Genomic DNA, 20,368 nt, shown 5'->3' on the forward strand with positions numbered 1-20,368 from the left:
GGTGCTGGTGTTTCCAGTGTGTTCTGTTCGTGCGCGGGGTGGTGCTGTAGCGGGTTGTGATGCTCCGATCATGCAGTGCGAGGGGGCTTGGCGTCGATGGTATGCGCGTCCTGTCGGTGGCGGGTCGTAGGGTTTTGTGCATGACGACGAGCCCCGGTGCCGTGCCCGGCGCGGCCGAAGCCGCCAGCCCCAGCGCTGTGGCGCCCTCTTCGCTCTCTCCTTCGAGGGCGAGCGATTTCATGCAGTGCCCGCTGCTGTACCGGTTCCGGGTGATCGACAGGCTGCCGGAGAAGCCGAGTGCGGCGGCGACGCGGGGGACGCTGGTGCACGCGGTGCTGGAGCGGCTTTTCGATCATCCGGCGCAGGAGCGGACGGCGCCGCGGGCGAAGGCGTTGGTTCCGGGGCAGTGGGACCGGTTGCTGGAGTCGAGGCCGGAGCTGACGGAGCTGTTCCCGGCGGGTGACGAGGGGGCGGGGCTGGCGCGGTGGCTGACGGAGGCCGAGGCGCTGGTCGAGCGGTGGTTCACGTTGGAGGACCCGACGCGGCTGGAGCCGGTGGAGCGGGAGTTCTTCGTGGAGACGGAGCTGGAGTCGGGGCTGCGGCTGCGCGGGATCATCGACCGGGTGGACGTGGCGCCGACGGGTGAGGTGCGGATCGTCGACTACAAGACGGGGAAGGCGCCGCGGCCGGAGTACGCCGAGGGTGCGCTGTTCCAGATGAAGTTCTACGCGTTGGTGGTGTGGCGGCTGAAGCAGGTGGTGCCGCGGCGGCTGCAGCTGGTGTACCTGGGCAGTGGGGACGTGCTGACGTACGACCCGGTGGTCGCGGATCTGGAGCGGGTGGAGCGCAAGCTGCTCGCGCTGTGGGAGGCGATCCGGGAGGCGACGGAGTCGGGTGAGTGGCGGCCGCGGCCGACGAAGCTGTGCGGCTGGTGTGATCATCAGGCGGTGTGTCCGGAGTTCGGTGGTACTCCCCCGCCGTATCCTCTGGTGATTTCGCCGCGGCCGGGGGCGGAGCGCCCGGCGGAGTCCTGATCTTGGTGTCAGGGCAGAATGGTCGGGCCCGCCGTTGCCGTCCGACGAATACGAGGTAGACCCCGTGGCGATCCGCGTCCTTCTGGTCGACGACCAGCCGCTGCTGCGCACCGGCTTCCGGATGATCCTGGAGGCGGAGGAGGACCTGGCGGTGGTCGGTGAGGCCGGGGACGGTCTGCAGGCGCTGGACCAGGTGCGGGCGCTGCAGCCCGATGTGGTGCTGATGGACATCCGGATGCCGCGGATGGACGGGGTGGAGGCGACCCGGCAGATCACGGGTCCGGAGCGGAACGGGCCGGCGAAGGTGCTGGTGCTGACGACGTTCGATCTGGACGAGTACGTGGTGGAGGCGCTGCGGGCGGGGGCGAGCGGGTTCCTGCTGAAGGACGCGCCGGCGAACGAGCTGGTGCAGGCGATCCGGGTGGTCGCGGCGGGTGAGGCGATGCTCGCGCCGAGCATCACGCGGCGGCTGCTGGACAAGTACGCGGGGCATCTTCCGTCGGGTGAGGAGAGCCTTCCGGACACGCTGGGGACGCTGACCGAGCGTGAGGTGGAGGTGCTGAAGCTGGTGTCCCGGGGGCTGTCGAACGCGGAGATCGCGGCGGATCTGTTCGTGAGCGAGACGACGGTCAAGACGCATGTGGGGCATGTGCTGACGAAGCTGGGGCTGCGGGACCGGGTCCAGGCGGCGGTGTACGCGTACGAGAGCGGTCTGGTGCGTCCCGGGGCCCAGTAGGTCCGCCAGGTTCGACAGGTCCGCCCGGTCCGGTGAGGTCCGGGGACGCGGGAGGGGCCGTACGCGCGTGCGCGTACGGCCCCTCTCGTATGGTGCCGGGCCCTCTCGGGGCGGGCCCGGCACCGGTGGCGTCAGCCCTTGCTGATCTCCCAGAAGCGGAAGACGGTCGAGGCGTCGAGGGACCACTGCAGGCCGCTGACGTTCTGGCGGGTGACGGCGTACTGCTTGCCCTGCCAGAGCGGGATGAGCGGGAGTTCGTCGGCGACGATGTCCTGGAGGCGGTTGTAGTCGGTGTTGGCCGCGGTGCGGTCGGACTTCGCGGAGGTCGACGGGATGATCGTCCCGGTGATCTCCTTGTTGTCGTAGTTGTTGTTCAGCACGTTGTCCGGGCCGAAGAACGGCTGCGTGAAGTTGTCGGCGTCCGGGTAGTCGGGCACCCAGCCCTTCACGTACACGCCGTACTTGCCGGCCTGGATGTCCTTCTCGTACTGCTCGTACTCGACGGACTTGACGTCGGCGTCGAAGAGGCCGCTGTCGTTGAGCTGCTTGGCGATGACCTCGAACTGCTGGTCCGTGGAGGGGCCGTAGCGGGACGGGGTGGAGTACAGGGTGAGCTTGACCTTGCCGTTGATGTTGGCGGCCTTGAGGACGGCCTTGGCCTTCTCGGGCTGGGGGGTGCCGCCGTAGCGGTCGAAGAACGGGGTCGTGTGGCCGGCGATGCCGGTCGGCACGATGGAGTAGAGCGCGGTGGCGGTGCCCGCGTACACGTCGCGGACGAGGGCTTCGCGGTCGATGAGGTAGGCGATGGCCTTGCGCACCGGGAGCTTGCCGACGACGGGGTCGCTGACGTTGAACACCATGTGCTCGACCTCGGCGCCGGTGCCCTGGACGACGTCGACCTTGTTGTCGCCGGTCTTGCTGGAGGCGAGGGCGGCGATGTCCTTGGCGGCGAGGCCGCGGAAGGCGAAGTCGACGTCGCCGCTTTCCAGGGTCGTCTTGAGGCCGGCCTGGTCGCCGTTGAAGAACTTCAGCGTGACGCCGGTGTTCTTGGCCTTGGCCTTGCCGCTGTAGGACTCGTTGACGGAGAAGCTGGCGCTCTTCTCGCCGAAGGAGTCGAGCTTGTAGACGCCGGAGCCGACGGCCTTGTTGTCGGTGCGCAGCTTGTCGGCCGGGTACTCGGCGTGGTCGACGATGGAGCCGGCGCCGGAGGCGATCTTGCTGGGGAAGGTGGCGTCCGAGGTCTTCAGCTTGAAGACGACGGTCTTGTCGTCCGGGGCGTCGATGCTCGCGATGGAGGCGAGCATGACGGCCGGGCCGTTCGCGTCGTTGATCTTCAGGGTGCGCTCGAAGGAGAACTTGACGTCCTTCGAGGTGAGGCTGTGGCCGTTGCTGAACTTCAGGCCGTCGCGCAGGGTGCACTTGTAGAGCTTGCTGTCGGCGCCCTCGAAGCCGCAGGCCTGGGCGGCGTCGGGCTCGGGGGTGGTGCCGCCCTTGGGGAAGCTCAGCAGCGACTGGAAGACGTTGTTGAACAGCAGCCAGGAGCCCGGGTCGTAGCCCGATGCCGGGTCGACGGACTTCACCTTGTCGGATATGCCCATGACCACGCCCTTGCCGCTGCCGGCATTGGAGCCATCGGTCGAACCGCAACCGCTGAGCAGCGCGGCGGCGGTGGCCGCGCCGAGCGGGGCCGCCAGCCACTGGTTACGTCGATTCACGCGAACGTCCTTCACAGTCGAACTGTTTCGTTGGTCCGGCCCGCGAGTTCCGCTGCCGGTCGTTGCCTTGCTCAGCCGCTTACGCCGCGGCCGAGCTCCCACAGCTGGAGGTCGGAGATGGCGTTGACCGACCACTCCACTCCGGTGATCCCGTCGCGTGCGGCGACGTACTGCTTGCCCTGCCACAGGGGCAGGACGGGCACGTCCTCGGCGACGATGTCCTGTATCTCCGTGATCGCGGGGACGGCGATCGTACGGTCGACCGCCCGCCGGGATTCGGGGATGAGCCTGGTGCGTACCGCGTTGTTGGCGTACGGCGTGCCCAGGAAGTTGTCCTGCTCCAGGAACGGGGCGAGGAAGTTGTCGGCGTCCGGGTAGTCGGGGAACCAGCCGAGCCCGTAGGCGGCGTGGTCGCCCTTCTTCTGGGCGGGGCGGAAGTCCGCCCACTCGCTGCCCTGGACGGTGATGTCGAAGAGGCCGGTGGAGTTCAGCTGGGCCTTGAGGGCGTCGAACTCGGCGGCGGTGCCGTCGCCGTAGTGGTCGCTGGTGTAGTGCAGGGTCAGCTTGACCGGGGTCTTGATGCCGGCTTCCTTCAGCAGGGCGGCGGCCTTGGGCGTGTTGGCGTCGCCGTACTTGTTGTAGAAGGAGTTGACGTGGCCCGTCACGCTGGTGGGGACCAGCGAGTAGAGGGGCTGGGCGGACTTGCCGTAGACCTTGGAGATGAGCTGGCCGCGGTCGACGGCCGCGGCGAGCGCCTGGCGTACGGCCTTGTCCTTGACGACGGGCGCTTCGGTGTTGAAGCCGATGTAGCGGATCTCCAGGCCGGGCATCGGGACCAGCTTGACGCCCTTGGGCGGCTGGGCGCTGAACGCGGTGATCTGGGCGGGCGACAGGGTGCGGGAGACCATGTGGATCTTCCCGTCGGTGAGCGCCTTGCCCATGGCCGGGGAGTCGGTGAAGGTGCGCAGCTCGACCTTGTCGTTCTGCAGCTTGAGGTCGCCCTTGTAGTGCGGGTTCTTGGTGAAGACGGCGCGGACCAGCCGGTTGTCCTTGACCTCTGCCTTCATCGTGTACGGGCCGGAGCCGTCGACGGCGAAGCCCTCGCGGAGCTTCTTGGCGTCGTAGTTCTTCTCGCTGACGATGCCGGCGGCGGGGGTGGAGAGCTTGAAGGGGAAGGTCGCGTCGGGGGTCTTCAGGTGGAAGACGACGGTGTCGTTGCCCTTGACCTCGACGTTGTCGAGGGTGGAGAGGAGCGAGGAGGGACCGTTCTCGTCCTTGATGGCGAGGACGCGGTCGATGGAGAACTTGACGTCCTTGGCGGTGAGGGGCTCACCGTCGGCGAACTTCAGACCGGGGCGCAGGGTGCAGCGGTAGCTCTCGTTGCCGGAGTCGGTGAAGCGGCAGGCGGAGGCCGCTTCGGGGACGGGCTGGCCGCCGCCGCGCGGGGTGTGCATCAGCGTCTGGACGGTCTGGCGCAGGACGTTCCAGGCGCCGGCGTCGTAGGCGTAGGCCGGGTCGAAGGGGGCGGGAGCGAAGTCTGCGGCCTCGAACCGATCGGTGGTTCCGACGACGATCGCTCCGGATCCCGCTCCTCCGCCGCTCGCGCTGCCGCAGGCGGCCAGCGCGGGGGTGAGCAGTCCGGCCGCGGCCGTCAGCACCATGGTCTTGCGGTTCATGCTGGAAGTACTCCCTGTAACCGGCACTTGTTCAAAGCGGTATGAAGGACACTTCGCGGCGGTCGCCCGTTCGGGGCGGAACGATCGGGCCGGTGTAGTGACGATCGGTCCACGCGGTTCCGGAACAGGGGTGTGTGTCCGGGACGCGGCTGGGTGCGGCGCAGTGCCTGGCTCGACACTAGTGGCCCGTGGCGGGATGGCTGGAACTGGCCGGACTTGGGGCGTAATCGCACCGTGATCGGAGCGAACTGCCTGTTCACGCGCAGGGCTGCGCAGATTCGGTCAGGGGCTGATCAATGTGGACACATTGGAAGCCGCGGGGGCCCCGGGGTGGGCTCGTCGGGGGTGCGGAGCGTGACCAAGCTCACCCTGCGCAACAGCCCCGGAGGGGATGGAATTTCAGCCTCCGGGGCCTGCAACGGAAGATCCTTCCGTCAGGGTGCGGTCGAGCAGCGTTCCGTTCGGCACGGAGCGTACTCAAGGGGTTCCATTGCGTTGCAATGCATACCGATGTGGGTCAGTGCATGCCGATGTGTCCGCTTGGGTCGAGGGCGCGCCCGACCGCCGGGCCCGTCGTCACTCTCAGTTCATCGGAACGATGAGCGAGCGCAGGAACGCCAGATCCACGTCCTCCAGCGAGCGGACGACGGTCCGCCCGGGGGCGGGTTCGATCACGCCGACCGAGGGGATGGCCACGACCCGGCAGCCGGCGGCCTCGGCCGCCGCCACACCGGTGCGGGTGTCCTCGATGACCGCGCACCGCGAGGGGTGCGCGCCCAGTGAGCGCGCGGCGAACAGGTACGGATCCGGGTGCGGCTTGGTCCGGGCCACCTCGTCGCCGGCGACCGTCATCGTGAAGCGGTCGCGGCCGAGGGTGAGCAGGACCTGGTCGATGACCCGGCGGTGGGAGGCGGAGACCAGGGCGGTGGGCACGTTGTGCCGGGCGAGCTCGGTCAGCAGCCGCTCGGCGCCGGGCATCAGCGGCACCCGGTCGGCGATGCGGGCCTCGAACCGCTCGTTGAGCAGGACGCTCAGCTCGGCGAGCTCGATGGCGGCGCCGGTCGACTCGATCAGGAACGCCGCGCTGCGGCTCATGGGGCCGCCGACGACCACGTCCCGCCAGGCGTCCTCCAGCCGGTGTCCGAGCTCCTGGAAGATCTCCGCCTCGATCTCCCACCAGAAGCCTTCGGTGTCGACGAGGGTGCCGTCCATGTCGAGCAGCACCGCCTGCAGGGCAGAACCGTCGGCCGTACGGGCGACGGGGGCGGGAACGGTGCTCGTCATGCGCATGCCTCTCAGAAGGGACGAGAAGGCCGGTCACCTCTTCCGCGGGGCATACCACCCCGGGGAACAGGCGACCGGCCTGTATGGGACCGACAAGTGTACGTCGGTGGAGCTCAGCGTGCGTTGAAATACTTCGCTTCGGGGTGGTGAATCACGATCGCGTCGGTGGACTGCTCCGGGTGGAGCTGGAACTCCTCCGACAGGTGGACCCCGATCCGCTCCGGCTGGAGGAGGTCCGCGATCTTCGCGCGGTCCTCCAGGTCGGGGCAGGCGCCGTAACCGAGCGAGAAGCGGGCACCGCGGTACTTGAGGTCGAACATGTCCTCGACCTGGGCCGGGTCCTCGCCGCCGAAACCGAGCTCGGCGCGGACGCGGGCGTGCCAGTACTCGGCCATGGCCTCGGCGAGCTGGACCGAGAGGCCGTGCAGCTCCAGGTACTCGCGGTAGGAGTCGGACTCGAACAGCTTGGCCGTGGCCTCGCCGATCTTCGAGCCGACGGTGACCACCTGGAGGCCGACGACGTCGGTCTCGCCGGACTCCTCGGGACGGAAGAAGTCCGCGAGGCACAGGCGCCGGCCTCGGCGCTGGCGCGGGAAGGTGAAGCGGGTCCGCTCGTTGCCCTGCTCGTCCAGGATGATCAGGTCCTCGCCCTTGGAGACGCAGGGGAAGTAGCCGTAGACGACGGCCGCCTCCAGCAGGTTCTCCGTGTGCAGCTTGTCCAGCAGGCCGCGCAGGCGCGGTCGGCCCTCGCTCTCGACGAGCTCCTCGTACGTGGCTCCGCCCGCGCGGGCCTGCTTGAGGCCCCACTGGCCCTTGAACAGGGCGCCCTCGTCGAGCCAGGAGGCGTAGTCCTTGAGCGGGATCCCCTTGACCACGCGGGTGCCCCAGAACGGCGGGGTGGGGACGGGGTTGTCGACGGCCACGTCCGAGCGGCCGCCGGACTCCTCCGGCTCCTCCACCTGGAGCACCGGCGTGTCGCGCTTGGCGACGCGGCGCTGCTTGAGCTCGGGCAGGGAGGCGCCGGGGACGCCGCGCTTGACGGCGATGAGGGCGTCCATCAGGCGCAGGCCCTCGAAGGCGTCGCGGGCGTAGCGGACCTCGCCCTCGTAGATCTCGTGGAGGTCCTGCTCGACGTAGGCGCGGGTGAGGGCGGCGCCGCCGAGGATCACCGGGTAGTCGGCGGCCAGCTTGCGCTGGTTCAGCTCCTCCAGGTTCTCCTTCATGATCACGGTCGACTTCACGAGCAGGCCGGACATGCCGATGACGTCGGCCTTGTGTTCCTGTGCGGCTTCGAGGATCGCGGAGACGGGCTGCTTGATGCCGATGTTGACGACGTTGTAGCCGTTGTTGGTGAGGATGATGTCGACGAGGTTCTTGCCGATGTCGTGGACGTCGCCGCGGACGGTGGCGAGGACGATCGTGCCCTTGCCCTCGTCGTCGGTCTTCTCCATGTGCGGTTCGAGGTAGGCCACGGCCGTCTTCATGACCTCGGCGGACTGGAGGACGAAGGGGAGCTGCATCTGCCCGGAGCCGAAGAGCTCGCCGACGACCTTCATCCCCTCCAGGAGGGTGTCGTTGACGATGTCGAGGGCGGGGCGGGTCTGCAGGGCCTCGTCGAGGTCGGCCTCCAGGCCGTTCTTCTCGCCGTCGATGATGCGGCGCTGCAGTCGCTCGTCCAGCGGCAGGGCGAGGAGCTCCTCGGCGCGGCCGGCCTTGAGGGACTTGGTGTTGACTCCCTCGAAGAGGGCCATCAGCTTCTGCAGCGGGTCGTAGTCGCCCTCGCGGCGGTCGTAGATCAGATCGAGGGCGGTGTTCACCTGCTCCTCGTCGAAGCGGGCGATCGGCAGGATCTTGGAGGCGTGGACGATGGCGGAGTCCAGGCCGGCCTTCACGCACTCGTCGAGGAAGACCGAGTTCAGCAGGACGCGGGCGGCCGGGTTGAGGCCGAAGGAGATGTTGGACAGGCCGAGGGTGGTCTGGACGTCCGGGTGGAGCCGCTTGAGCTCGCGGATCGCCTCGATGGTGGCGATGCCGTCCCCCCGGGACTCCTCCTGGCCGGTGCAGATCGTGAAGGTCAGGGTGTCGATGAGGATGTCCGACTCGCGGATCCCCCAGTTGGCCGTCAGGTCGGCGATGAGCCGTTCGGCGATGGCGACCTTGTGTTCGACGGTGCGGGCCTGGCCCTCCTCGTCGATGGTGAGCGCGATGAGCGCGGCGCCGTGCTCCTGGGCCAGTCGGGTGACCTTGGCGAAGCGGGACTCGGGGCCGTCGCCGTCCTCGTAGTTCACGGAGTTGATGACGGCGCGGCCGCCGAGCTTCTCCAGGCCGGCCTGGATGACGGGGACCTCGGTGGAGTCCAGGACGATGGGCAGGGTGGAGGCGGTCGCGAAGCGGCCGGCGAGCTCCTCCATGTCGGCGACGCCGTCGCGGCCCACGTAGTCGACGCAGAGGTCGAGCATGTGCGCGCCCTCGCGGATCTGGTCACGTGCCATCTCCACGCAGTCGTCCCAGCGTGCCTCCAGCATGGCCTCGCGGAACTTCTTGGAGCCGTTGGCGTTGGTGCGCTCGCCGATCGCCATGTACGAGGTGTCCTGGCGGAAGGGAACGGTCTGGTAGAGGGAGGCGGCGCCGGGCTCGGGCTGGGGGGTGCGCTCGGTGATCGCGGTACCGCGGACCCGCTCGACGACCTGGCGCAGGTGTTCGGGGGTCGTGCCGCAGCAGCCGCCGACCAGGGAGAGCCCGTACTCGCGGACGAAGGTCTCCTGGGCGTCGGCCAGCTCGGGGGCGGTGAGCGGGTAGTGCGCGCCCTGCTTGGTCAGGACGGGCAGCCCGGCGTTGGGCATGCAGGAGAGCGGGATGCGGGCGTTGCGCGCGAGGTAGCGCAGGTGCTCGCTCATCTCGGCGGGGCCGGTGGCGCAGTTCAGGCCGATCATGTCGATGCCCAGCGGCTCCAGCGCGGTCAGGGCCGCGCCGATCTCCGAGCCGAGGAGCATGGTGCCGGTGGTCTCGACGGTGACGGAGCAGATCAGCGGGACGGTGACGCCGAGGGCTTCCATCGCGCGGCGGGCGCCGATGATCGAGGACTTCGTCTGCAGGAGGTCCTGGGTGGTCTCGACGAGCAGCGCGTCGGCGCCGCCGGAGAGCAGGCCCTCGGCGTTGGTCTGGTAGGCGTCGCGGATCTGCGCGTAGCTGATGTGGCCGAGGGTGGGGAGCTTGGTGCCGGGGCCCATGGAGCCGAGGACCCAGCGCTGCTGTCCGGTGGAGGCTGTGAACTCGTCGGCGACCTGGCGGGCGATGCGCGCACCGGCCTCGGAGAGCTCGAAGTTGCGTTCGGCGATGTCGTACTCGGCGAGGGCCGCGTAGTTCGTGCCGAAGGTGTTGGTCTCGACGCAGTCCACGCCCACCGAGAAGTACGCCTCGTGGACGGAGCGCACGATGTCGGGGCGGGTGATGTTGAGGACCTCGTTGCAGCCTTCGAGCTGCTGGAAGTCCTCCATGGTGGGGTCCTGCGCCTGGAGCATCGTTCCCATGGCTCCGTCGGCGACGACCACGCGGGTCGCGAGCGCCTCCCGGAGGGCATCGGCCCGGGTCTGGGTGTCAGCGGGCAAGGTGGGCAACGAAGCCATGGTTGTGCTCCCTGGGATGCGACGGCTGTCGGCTTTGCACCCCCTCTGTGTCAAGGGTGCACGCGGCCAGAGTAACCGCGAGGCAGCCGCCCCGGTGTGGGTGTCCCACGTGGCGGACTGCATTCTGTGGCGGGGACTTTCCCGGGGGTGTCCCCCGCAGTGGTACGGCGAACAGCTGTCCGACGGTGCGCAAGGTCGGCATCGACCGATACTGTTCAGCATTGTCGAACCGCGTCAAGATGGTCAGTAATACCGAAGGTCTGCAGGAGGCTGCGCGATGGCACGGAACATCCAGTCGCTCGAACGAGCCGCTGCGATGCTGCGACTCCTGGCGGGCGGCGAGCGCCGGCTGGGTCTCTCGGACGTGGCGTCCTCGCTGGGCCTGGCCAAGGGCACGGCCCACGGCATCCTGCGCACCCTGCAGGCCGAGGGCTTCGTGGAGCAGGACCCGGCCTCCGGCCGGTACCAGCTGGGCGCGGAGCTGCTGCGTCTGGGCAACAGCTATCTCGACGTGCACGAGCTGCGCGCCCGCGCCCTGGTGTGGACGGACGACCTGGCCCGGGCCAGCGGCGAGAGCGTGTACGTGGGCGTGCTGCACCAGAGCGGGGTGCTGATCATGCACCACGTGTTCCGGCCCGACGACAGCCGTCAGGTGCTGGAGGTCGGGGCCATGCAGCCGCTGCACTCGACCGCGCTGGGCAAGGTGCTCTCCGCCTACGACCCGGTGGCGCACACCCAGGCGCACGACGTGGAGCGCGAGGCCTTCACCCCCCGTACGGTCACGGACGGCGCCGGCTTCGAGGAGATCCTGGGGCTGACCCGGGCCCGCGGCTGGGCCTGCGACGTCGAGGAGACCTGGGAGGGCATCGCCTCGGTGGCGGCGCCGATCCACGACCGGCGGCGGATGCCGGTCGGCGCGGTGGCGGTCGCGGGCGCGGTGGAGCGGGTCTGCGGCGAGTCCGGAGAGCCCCGTGCGGCCCTGGTGGCGTCGGTGCGGGACTGTGCGCGTGCGGTTTCACGCGATCTCGGCGCAGGCCGGTTCTGAGCTTCCTTTAACAGGTCCTGGCCACACCCTGGCCTCTTTATGCCTGTTTTTCGCCACATCCTGGCCTTGAGATGGCTGGTTTTGGTTGATCGCACCGAGCGGTAACGATCCGACACTTTGGCCTGGCCGACCCTTGACGCGTTCTTCACTTGGGCGGAAAACTGCCGTTCATCGGTCGGCATTGTCGAACACCTACCGGCAATACGCGCTAGGATGCGACAAGGCCACGGACCGGTGCAGCACTCACCGAGTGCGCGGAACCACCGGAGGGACCCGGTGTCCGCCCACCCCTGGACGTACAAAGGAGTCGCGGGTGTCCAGCTCCGACATCTTCATCGGCGAGACCATCGGTACCGCCCTGCTCACACTGCTCGGCGGTGGCGTCTGCGCCGCAGTGACGCTCAAGAGCTCCAAGGCCCGCAACGCGGGCTGGCTCGCCATCACGTTCGGCTGGGGTTTCGCCGTACTGATCGCCGCCTACGTCTCCGCGCCGCTGTCCGGTGCGCACCTCAACCCGGCGGTCACCGTCGGTCTCGCCGTCAAGACCGGCGAGTGGGGCGACACCCCGGTCTACTTCGCCGGCCAGCTGCTGGGCGCGATGCTCGGAGCGGTCCTGATGTGGATCACCTACTACGGTCAGTTCCGCGTGCACCTCGCCGACCCGGAGCACATCCGCGACGCCAAGCTCGGTCCCGAGGACCCGCACCCGCACGACGTGGCCGGTCCGGTGCTCGGCATCTTCTCCACCGGCCCCGAGATCCGTAACGTCGTGCAGAACCTGGCGACCGAGATCATCGGTACCGCGGTCCTGGTCCTGGCGATCCTCACCCAGGGCCTCCAGGACGGCGGCAAGGGCCTCGGTGTCATCGGCGTCCTGATCACCTCGTTCGTGGTCGTCGGCATCGGTCTCTCGCTCGGTGGCCCGACCGGCTACGCCATCAACCCGGTGCGCGACCTCGGTCCGCGTATCGTGCACGCCCTGCTGCCGCTGCCCAACAAGGGCGGCTCCGACTGGGGTTACTCCTGGATCCCGGTGGTCGGCCCGCTCGTCGGCGCCGTGCTCGCCGGTGGTCTGTACAACATCGCGTTCGCCTGATCAGCAGTACCGGCAAGATCGTAAGATCCGCACCGCCCTCCTGATTCCGCCTACTCACCCGACCTGCCAGGAGCAGCCAACATGACCACCAGCACCGGCCCCTTCATCGCCGCGATCGACCAGGGCACCACCTCCTCCCGCTGCATCGTCTTCGACCGCGACGGCCGCATCGTCGCCGTCGACCAGAAGGAGCACGAGCAGATCTTCCCGAAGCCGGGCTGGGTCGAGCACGACGCCACCGAGATCTGGACCAACGTCCAGGAGGTCGTGGCGGGCGCGATCGCCAAGGCGGAGATCACCGCCTCGGACGTCAAGGCGATCGGCATCACCAACCAGCGCGAGACCACCCTGCTGTGGGACCGCCACACCGGCGAGCCGGTGCACAACGCGCTGGTCTGGCAGGACACCCGCACCGACGCCCTGTGCAAGGAGCTCGGCCGCAACGTCGGCCAGGACCGCTTCCGCCGCGAGACCGGCCTGCCGCTGGCGAGCTACTTCGCCGGCCCGAAGGTCCGCTGGCTGCTCGACAACGTCGAGGGCCTGCGCGAGCGCGCCGAGGCCGGCGACATCCTCTTCGGCACCATGGACTCGTGGGTCATCTGGAACCTCACGGGCGGCGCCCAGGGCGGTACGCACGTCACCGACGTCACCAACGCCTCGCGCACCATGCTGATGAACCTCCACACCCTCGCCTGGGACGAGAAGATCGCGGAGTCGATGGGCGTCCCGCTCAACGTGCTCCCCGAGATCAAGTCCTCCGCCGAGGTCTACGGCCACGTCAAGGACGGCGTCCTCGCCGGTGTCCCGGTCGCCTCGGCGCTCGGCGACCAGCAGGCCGCCCTCTTCGGCCAGACCTGTTTCGCCGAGGGCGAGGCGAAGTCCACCTACGGCACCGGAACGTTCATGCTGATGAACACCGGCGACAAGATCATCAACTCCTACAGCGGCCTGCTGACCACGGTCGGCTACCAGATCGGCGACCAGAAGCCGGTCTACGCCCTGGAGGGCTCCATCGCCGTCACCGGCTCGCTCGTCCAGTGGATGCGCGACCAGATGGGCCTGATCAAGTCCGCGGCCGAGATCGAGACGCTGGCCTCCTCGGTCGAGGACAACGGCGGCGCCTACTTCGTGCCGGCCTTCTCCGGCCTGTTCGCCCCGTACTGGCGCTCCGACGCCCGCGGTGTGATCGCCGGCCTCACCCGGTACGTCACCAAGGCGCACATCGCCCGTGCCGTCCTGGAGGCCACCGCCTGGCAGACCCGCGAGATCACCGACGCCATGACCAAGGACTCGGGCGTCGAGCTCGCCGCCCTCAAGGTCGACGGCGGCATGACCTCCAACAACCTGCTGATGCAGACGCTCTCGGACTTCCTGGACGCCCCCGTGGTGCGCCCGATGGTCGCCGAGACCACCTGCCTCGGCGCCGCCTACGCCGCCGGCCTGGCCGTCGGCTTCTGGCCCGACACCGACGCCCTGCGCGCCAACTGGCGCCGCGCGGCCGAGTGGACCCCGCGGATGCCCGCCGAGCAGCGGGACCGCGAGTACAAGAGCTGGCTCAAGGCCGTGGAGCGTTCCATGGGCTGGGTCGACGACGAAGACGCCAGCTGACCGCACTCAGCTGAGTCAATCGACGAGGAGCTAAGAGAGATATGAGCAGCCTGCAGAGCGTTCCCGCACTGGGCACGCACCCGACCGCCGGTGCCAACGTCAGCCGCGCCCAGACCCGTGAGCAGCTGTCGAAGGCCACGTACGACCTGCTGGTCATCGGTGGTGGAATCCTGGGTACCTCCGTGGCGTGGCACGCCGCGCAGTCGGGCCTGCGGGTTGCCATGGTGGACGCCGGCGACTTCGCCGGCGCCACCTCCTCGGCCTCCTCCAAGCTCGTCCACGGCGGCCTGCGCTACCTGCAGACCGGCGCGGTCAAGCTGGTGGCGGAGAACCACCACGAGCGGCGGGTGCTGGCCAAGGACGTGGCCCCGCACCTGGTCAACCCGCTCACCTTCTACCTGCCGGTCTACAAGGGCGGTCCGGTGGGTGCGGCCAAGCTGGGCGCGGGCGTCTTCGCCTACTCCGCCCTCTCGGCCTTCGGCGACGGCATGGGCAAGGTCATATCCCCGGCCCGTGCCGTCGCCGACAACCCGGGTCTGAAGACGGACAACCTCAAGGCCGTCGCGGTCTACTACGACCACCAGATGAACGACTCCCGCGTCGCCGTCATGACGGTCCGCGCGGCCGTCGAGTCGGGCGCGGTCGTCCTCAACCACGCCGAGGTCACCGGACTGCGCAAGACGGGCGGCCGGGTCACCGGTGCCGAGCTCAAGGACCGTCTCGACGGCACCGAGTTCGGGGTCGACGCGCGCGTCGTGCTCAACGCCACCGGCCCGTGGGTGGACCACCTGCGGCGCATGGAAGACAAGCACTCCATGCCGTCGATCCGCCTTTCCAAGGGCGCGCACATCGTCATGAAGCGCAAGTCGCCGTGGAAGGCCGCCATGGCCACCCCGATCGACAAGTACCGCATCACCTTCGCCCTCCCGTGGGAGGACCAGCTGCTGCTCGGCACCACCGACGAGGTGTACGAGGGCGACCCGGCGGACGTGCGTGCCACCGAGTCCGACATCGCGCAGATCCTGGACGAGGCGGCCTTCTCGGTGAAGGACGCCGACCTGGACCGCTCGCTGATGACGTACGCCTTCGCGGGCCTGCGGGTGCTGCCCGGCGGCCCCGGCGGTGTCGAGAAGGCCAAGCGCGAGACGGTCGTCTCCGAGGGCGCCGGCGGCATGCTGTCGGTGGCCGGCGGCAAGTGGACGACGTACCGCCACATCGGCCGTGTGGTCATGGACAAGCTGGCGAAGCTCCCGGGCAGCCCGCTGACCGAGGACATGGAGCCGGTGAAGTCGCTGGTGCGCCGGATCGCGCTGCCCGGTGTCGCCAACCCGAACGCGGTCGCGCACCGGCTGCTGGTGGACCGGGAGCCGGGGACGCGGATGGACCCGCTGACGGCCCGCCACCTGGCGTCCCACTACGGCTCGCTGGCCTTCGACATCGCGCGCCTCGCGAACGAGGACCCGGCGCTGGCCGAGCGGATCCACCCGGACGGTCCGGAGATCTGGGCGCAGGTCGCCTACGCCCGTGACAACGAGTGGGCCGAGACGGTCGACGACGTGCTGCGCCGCCGTACGACGGTGACGATCCGCGGTCTGGACGACGCGTCCGTCCGGGCGCGTGTCGAGGAGATGCTGGGCCGTAAGGCATAGGTCTCACGCAGGTGGGGAAGAGGGGCGGTTCCGAGGGGAACCGCCCCTCTGTCGTGGGCTGTGGCCGGTGCCTGGTCAAGGCTTAGGCTGACCCACGTACACAAGGGAACTTCGGAAGGAGACCTGGGTGATCGAGCTTGAGGGCGTGCCCGAGCTGATCGACCCGGTCATGGTGGCCGCGTTCGAGGGCTGGAACGACGCGGGTGACGCGGCCTCCGGTGCGGTCGCACACCTGGACCGGGAGTGGAAGGGCGAGGTCTTCGCGGCTCTGGACGCCGAGGACTACTACGACTTCCAGGTCAACAGGCCCACGGTGTGGCTGGACAACGGGGTACGGAAGATCACGTGGCCGACGACGCGGCTGTCGGTGGTCCGGATCGGCGGGGCCAAGCCGCGGGACCTGGTGCTGGTGCGCGGGATCGAACCGTCCATGCGGTGGCGGTCGTTCTGCAACGAGATCCTCGGCTTCGCGCACGAGCTGGGCGTGGAGATGGTGGTCATCCTGGGTGCCCTCCTCGGGGACACGCCGCACACCCGGCCGGTGCCGGTGAGCGGGGTCACCTCGGACGCGGACCTGGCGCGGACGATGGACCTGGAGGAGACCAAGTACGAGGGCCCGACGGGCATCGTGGGCATCCTGCAGGAGGCGTGTACGCACGCGGGTGTCCCGGCGGTGTCCCTGTGGGCGGCGGTGCCGCACTACGTCTCCCAGCCGCCGAACCCGAAGGCGACCCTGGCCCTGCTGAACCGGCTGGAGGATCTGATCGACATCCGGATCCCGCTGGGCGAGCTGCCGGAGGACGCGCGGGCGTGGCAGCTCGGGGTGGACCAACTGGCCGCCGAGGACAGCGAGGTGGCGGAGTACGTCCAGACGCTGGAGGAGGCGCGGGACACGGCCGATCTGCCGGAGGCTTCGGGCGACGCGATCGCCCGCGAGTTCGAGCGGTACCTGCGCCGGCGTGACCCGGCGGCGGGCCCGGCGGCGGATCCGGGCGACGGCTCCTACCTGCGGGACACGACCGGGGGCCTCCCCCGTCCCCCGAAGCCGCAGCCGCCGGTGTCCCCACCGCCCCCGGAGGCTCCGCCGGAGGAACCGGGCGAGGACACCCCGGGCGCGTAGCGGGGCGGGGCCGGGGCCTCGTGGGGCTCCGCCCCACACCCCGCGCCTCGAACGCCGGCGGGGCTGCCTTTCGGCCGGCCCGTCCGCCGTGTACAGGGCTTCCACGTAAAACGCCGGCGGGGCTGGAAAATCCAGCCCCGCCAGGGGGCACCTCCCAGCGGTAGCTGGGGGAGTTCGAGGCGCGGGGGTCCGGGGGCGGAGCCCCCGGAAGACGGCCCGCAGACGGCGTTACAGGGCCACGCCCAGGAGGGCGTCCACGGTCCGGGAGACCAGGCCGGGGGCGGACTCGTCGTCGCCGTCAGTGGCGTTCTGGAGCTCCACCCAGCGGTCCACGGCCGCCAGCGCCGCGGGGGCGTCCAGGTCGTTGGCCAGGGCCTCGCGGACCTCCTCGACCAGGGCGTCGGCGGGGATGCCGTCCGGCCGGGACACGGCCGCACGCCAGCGCTCCAGCCGGGCCACGGCCTCGGCGAGGACCTCGTCCGTCCACTCCCAGTCGGCCCGGTAGTGGTGCGACAGCAGTGCGAGGCGGATGGCCGCCGGGTCCACCCCGGCCCTGCGCAGCGCCGACACGAAGACGAGGTTGCCCTTCGACTTCGACATCTTCTCGCCGTGCAGCGCGACCATGCCCGCGTGCACGTACGCCTTGGCCATCGGGAACTCGCCCGTCAGGGCCTGCGCGTGCGAGGCGCCCATCTCGTGGTGCGGGAACGCCAGGTCGGAGCCGCCGCCCTGGATGTCGAAGCCCATGCCCAGGTGGTCGAGGGCGATCGCCACGCACTCGATGTGCCAGCCCGGCCGGCCGCGGCCCAGCGAGCCGCCGTCCCAGCTCGGCTCGCCCGGACGTGCGGCCATCCACAGCATCGGGTCCAGCGGGTTCTTCTTCCCCGGGCGCTCGGGGTCGCCGCCCCGCTCCGCCGAGAGCAGTCGCATCGCCTCGGCGTCGAGGTTCGAGACGCCGCCGAAGTGCGGGTCCGCTTCGACCGAGAAGTAGGTGTCGCCGTCGAGCTCGTACGCGGCACCGGCGTCCCGCAGCCGCTCGACGAGCGGCACGATGCCGGGTATGGCCTCGACGGCGCCGATGTAGTGCTGCGGGGGCAGCATCCGCAGGGCGGTCATGTCCTCGCGGAAGAGTGCCGTCTCGCGCTCCGCCAGCTCGGTCCAGTCCTGGTTGTCGCGCAGTGCCCGCTCCAGCAGTGGATCGTCGACGTCCGTGACGTTCTGGACGTAGATGACCTGCCGCTTGGTGTCGAGCCACACGCGCTGTACGAGGTCGAACGCGTTGTAGGTCGCCGCGTGACCGATGTGGGTCGCGTCGTACGGAGTGATGCCGCAGACGTAGATACGGGCGACGGGACCGGGGGCGAGGGTGATCGTCCCCTGGGTCGCGGTGTCGTGGATCTGGAGGTCGCGGCCCTTGCCAGGAAGGGCGGGGACCTCAGAAGCGGGCCAGGCATGCATGTGTCGAGCCTAACCGGACGGATGTTCCGGAAACGAACTGGACCTGCACTGTTGTCTTGATCGGCACTCTTGCGGTCTGGCCGATTCTGTGCGTACGGCTGATGGCTGGTTCAGACCGGTGGCCAGGGGATCGACGGCCACTGCCCGGACGGCTCCGGATGGGTTCCGGTGCGCAGCAGGTGCTCCACCCGGTCCCGTACGGCGGCCAGCTCGACCGGTGTGATCAGTTCGGCCAGCCGGGTGGCGAGCGGGGCTCCCTCGGCCAGCCCGTGCGCCAGTGCGGCCAGCACCTCGCGGGCCTCGTCGGTCAGCGGCTCGCCCGCCCAGCCCCACAGGAGGGTGCGCAGTTTGTCCTCGGTGTGGAAGGTCACTCCGTGGTCGATGCCGTAGAGCCGTCCGTCGGGGGCGGGCAGCAGGTGGCCGCCCTTGCGGTCACCGTTGTTGATCACCGCGTCGAGGACGGCGAGCCGGCGCAGCCGGGGGTCGTCGGCGTGCACGAGCAGCGCGGTGCGGCCTTCGCCGACCTCGGCGAGGGCGACGGCCTTCCAGCCCTCCCCCGCCTCCTCGCCGTCGACGAGTCCGAGGAGGGCGCCCAGCGGGGAGTCCCCGTCCGGCTGCTCGGCCTCGATCCACCGCTGGACCATGCCCTCGCCGTACGGTCCGTCGCGCAGCACGGTGGCGGGGACCAGGCCCCATCCGGTGGCCTCGGAGATCAGGTAGGCGGCGACCTCCCGGCGGGCGAGGTTCCCGTCGGGGAAGTCCCACAACGGCCGCTCCCCCTTGACCGGCTTGTACACGCAGTCGGCGCTCATGCCCCCGTACGAGACGCTGCACAGCAGGACCGCGTTGGACGCCTCACGGATCCGGCCGACGACGGTGAGCTCGCCCTTGGCGAGCAGTTCCTCCAGCTCCCCCATGTCCGTCACACCTGGCGCCGGTAGCCGTTCTGGCGCGGGCACACGTGCCCCTCCGGGTCCAGCGGGAGGCTGCACAGCGGGCACGGCGGGCGGCCGGCGTTGACGACGTCCAGGGCCCGCTTGGCGAAGGCCCGGGCCTGGGCGCCGGTGAGGCGGACCCGCAGCATCGGCGGGCCGTTCTCCTCGTCCTGGAGCAGCCGCTCCTCGGCCTCGGCGAGGTCCTCGTCGGAGTCGGCGTCGAGCTCGACCAGCGCCTGGGCCTCGACGATCATGCGCTGTTCCTCGCCGTCCCAGGCCAGGGCCATGGTGCCGACGCGGAACTCCTCGTCGACGGGGACGTCCAGCGGCGCGGTGTCGGCGGCCTCGGCGGGGGCGACGGCCGGGACCGGGGCGTTGCCGCCGGTCCGCCGTACGACCTCGTCCAGCAGCTCGTCCATCCGCTCGGCCAGCGCCGCCACCTGGGTCTTCTCCAGGGAGACGCTGGTGACGCGGGGGCCGGATGAGGCCTGCAGGAAGAACGTACGGCGTCCCGGCAGACCGACCGTGCCGGCCACGAAGCGGTCCGGGGGGTCGTAGAGGAACACCTGACGGGGCACGTCCAGTCTCCAAGTCTCGGCGGCAGGGGCAGGTCTGCGCCCTTGTGTTGGCCCGTCCACCCTACTGCGCCGGGCGATCAAGCCGCGCCCGCGCCGCCTCCCACGACGGCGTTCCCGGCGTCTTCCGCGTCTTTGTCCGACGCGACGGCCTCCGGTGCGGCGGGGCGCCGGACGAGCGAGCCGAAGTCCCCGGTGTCGCCGAGCCGGAACACGAAGGGGCGGGTGGCGGTGTACCGGACGGCGGTCACCGAGCAGGGGTCGACGTGGATGCGCTGGAAGAGGTCCAGGTGCATGCCGAGGGCGTCCGCGACAAGGGACTTGATGATGTCGCCGTGCGAGCACATCAGGAAGACCGCGTCGCTGCCGTGCTCCTTCTCGATCCGCGCGTCCCAGTCGCGTACGGCGTCCACGGCGCGGGCCTGCATGGCGCGCATGGACTCGCCGCCGGGAAAGGCGGCGGCGGACGGGTGCTGCTGGACGATCTTCATCAGCGGTTCGTCGGAGAGCTCGGACAGTTTGCGGCCCGACCACTCGCCGTAGTGGCACTCGCCGATCCGCTCGTCGGTGTGCAGTTCCAGCTCCGGCCGGGCGGCGAGCAGGGGTGCGAGGGTCTCGCGGCAGCGCTGCAGGGGGCTGGTGACGGCGGCGGCGAGCGGCACCCCGGCCAGTCGGCCGGGCAGCGCGGCGGCCTGCTCGGCGCCGCGCTCGTCGAGGCCCACGCCGGGGGTCCATCCGGCGAGCAGCCCAGCGGTGTTGGCGGTGGACCGCCCGTGTCGTACGAGGATCAGCGTGGCCATGGGGCCAGCGT

The 20,368-nt window shown here is 70.0% G+C and carries 15 protein-coding genes; 7 read left to right on the forward strand and 8 right to left on the reverse strand.

Annotation, left to right across the window (positions count from 1 at the left end):
- The first annotated feature begins 140 nt into the window (after positions 1-140).
- On the forward strand, positions 141-1,034 hold the full coding sequence (locus DEJ51_RS06365) for a RecB family exonuclease (protein WP_150256701.1): 894 nt from the start codon (positions 141-143) through the stop codon (positions 1,032-1,034).
- A gap of 64 nt (positions 1,035-1,098) precedes the next feature.
- The gene (locus tag DEJ51_RS06370; RefSeq protein ID WP_150256702.1) at positions 1,099-1,770 is read left to right on the forward strand and encodes a response regulator; all 672 of its coding nucleotides are present in this window, start codon (positions 1,099-1,101) and stop codon (positions 1,768-1,770) included.
- A 131-nt stretch (positions 1,771-1,901) separates the two neighbouring features.
- Here the strand turns inward: DEJ51_RS06370 and DEJ51_RS06375 are convergent, their stop codons facing one another.
- The 4 genes from DEJ51_RS06375 to metH all read right to left on the reverse strand — a co-directional run bounded on the left by DEJ51_RS06375 (position 1,902) and on the right by metH (position 10,071).
- Positions 1,902-3,485, reverse strand: a complete 1,584-nt coding sequence (locus DEJ51_RS06375) for an ABC transporter substrate-binding protein (protein ID WP_150256703.1) — start codon at positions 3,483-3,485, stop codon at positions 1,902-1,904.
- Between the two features lie 71 nt (positions 3,486-3,556).
- Positions 3,557-5,161: an ABC transporter substrate-binding protein gene (locus tag DEJ51_RS06380; RefSeq protein WP_150256704.1), complete on the reverse strand. Its 1,605-nt coding sequence runs from the start codon at positions 5,159-5,161 to the stop codon at positions 3,557-3,559.
- 582 nt (positions 5,162-5,743) lie between these two features.
- Positions 5,744-6,445 (reverse strand): HAD family hydrolase, encoded by a 702-nt coding sequence (locus tag DEJ51_RS06385; RefSeq protein WP_150256705.1) that lies wholly within the window; start codon positions 6,443-6,445, stop codon positions 5,744-5,746.
- 113 nt (positions 6,446-6,558) lie between these two features.
- Positions 6,559-10,071, reverse strand: a complete 3,513-nt coding sequence (gene metH, locus DEJ51_RS06390; RefSeq protein ID WP_150256706.1) for a methionine synthase — start codon at positions 10,069-10,071, stop codon at positions 6,559-6,561.
- A 277-nt stretch (positions 10,072-10,348) separates the two neighbouring features.
- Here metH and DEJ51_RS06395 point away from each other — a divergent pair, with 277 nt between their 5' ends.
- The 5 genes from DEJ51_RS06395 to DEJ51_RS06415 all read left to right on the forward strand — a co-directional run bounded on the left by DEJ51_RS06395 (position 10,349) and on the right by DEJ51_RS06415 (position 16,589).
- Positions 10,349-11,116, forward strand: a complete 768-nt coding sequence (locus tag DEJ51_RS06395) for an IclR family transcriptional regulator (protein ID WP_150256707.1) — start codon at positions 10,349-10,351, stop codon at positions 11,114-11,116.
- Between the two features lie 313 nt (positions 11,117-11,429).
- A complete protein-coding gene (locus DEJ51_RS06400) occupies positions 11,430-12,212 on the forward strand; it encodes an MIP/aquaporin family protein (RefSeq protein ID WP_150256708.1) in 783 nt (260 codons plus the stop codon).
- An 81-nt stretch (positions 12,213-12,293) separates the two neighbouring features.
- On the forward strand, positions 12,294-13,820 hold the full coding sequence (gene glpK / locus DEJ51_RS06405; RefSeq protein ID WP_150256709.1) for a glycerol kinase GlpK: 1,527 nt from the start codon (positions 12,294-12,296) through the stop codon (positions 13,818-13,820).
- Positions 13,821-13,861: 41 nt separating this feature from the next.
- Positions 13,862-15,469, forward strand: coding sequence for a glycerol-3-phosphate dehydrogenase/oxidase (locus DEJ51_RS06410; protein WP_150256710.1), 1,608 nt, complete (start codon positions 13,862-13,864; stop codon positions 15,467-15,469).
- A 127-nt stretch (positions 15,470-15,596) separates the two neighbouring features.
- A complete protein-coding gene (locus DEJ51_RS06415) occupies positions 15,597-16,589 on the forward strand; it encodes a PAC2 family protein (RefSeq protein WP_150256711.1) in 993 nt (330 codons plus the stop codon).
- 228 nt (positions 16,590-16,817) lie between these two features.
- Here DEJ51_RS06415 and mshC read toward each other — a convergent pair whose 3' ends face one another.
- From mshC to DEJ51_RS06435, 4 genes are all read right to left on the reverse strand, one after another.
- Positions 16,818-18,047, reverse strand: coding sequence for a cysteine--1-D-myo-inosityl 2-amino-2-deoxy-alpha-D-glucopyranoside ligase (gene mshC, locus DEJ51_RS06420; protein WP_150256712.1), 1,230 nt, complete (start codon positions 18,045-18,047; stop codon positions 16,818-16,820).
- Positions 18,048-18,157: 110 nt separating this feature from the next.
- A complete protein-coding gene (locus DEJ51_RS06425) occupies positions 18,158-19,006 on the reverse strand; it encodes an SCO1664 family protein (RefSeq protein WP_411757287.1) in 849 nt (282 codons plus the stop codon).
- Positions 18,970-19,560, reverse strand: coding sequence for a DUF3090 domain-containing protein (locus DEJ51_RS06430; protein ID WP_150256714.1), 591 nt, complete (start codon positions 19,558-19,560; stop codon positions 18,970-18,972). The genes DEJ51_RS06425 and DEJ51_RS06430 overlap by 37 nt, the downstream gene beginning before the upstream one ends.
- 77 nt (positions 19,561-19,637) lie before the next feature.
- Positions 19,638-20,357 carry a histidine phosphatase family protein gene (locus DEJ51_RS06435; RefSeq protein ID WP_150256715.1) on the reverse strand — a complete coding sequence of 240 codons (720 nt, stop codon included), beginning with the start codon at positions 20,355-20,357 and terminating at the stop codon, positions 19,638-19,640.
- Between the last annotated feature and the right edge of the window lie 11 nt (positions 20,358-20,368).

This window comes from Streptomyces venezuelae (assembly GCF_008642275.1).
In the GTDB taxonomy this organism is placed as follows: Bacteria; Actinomycetota; Actinomycetes; order Streptomycetales; family Streptomycetaceae; genus Streptomyces; species Streptomyces venezuelae_E.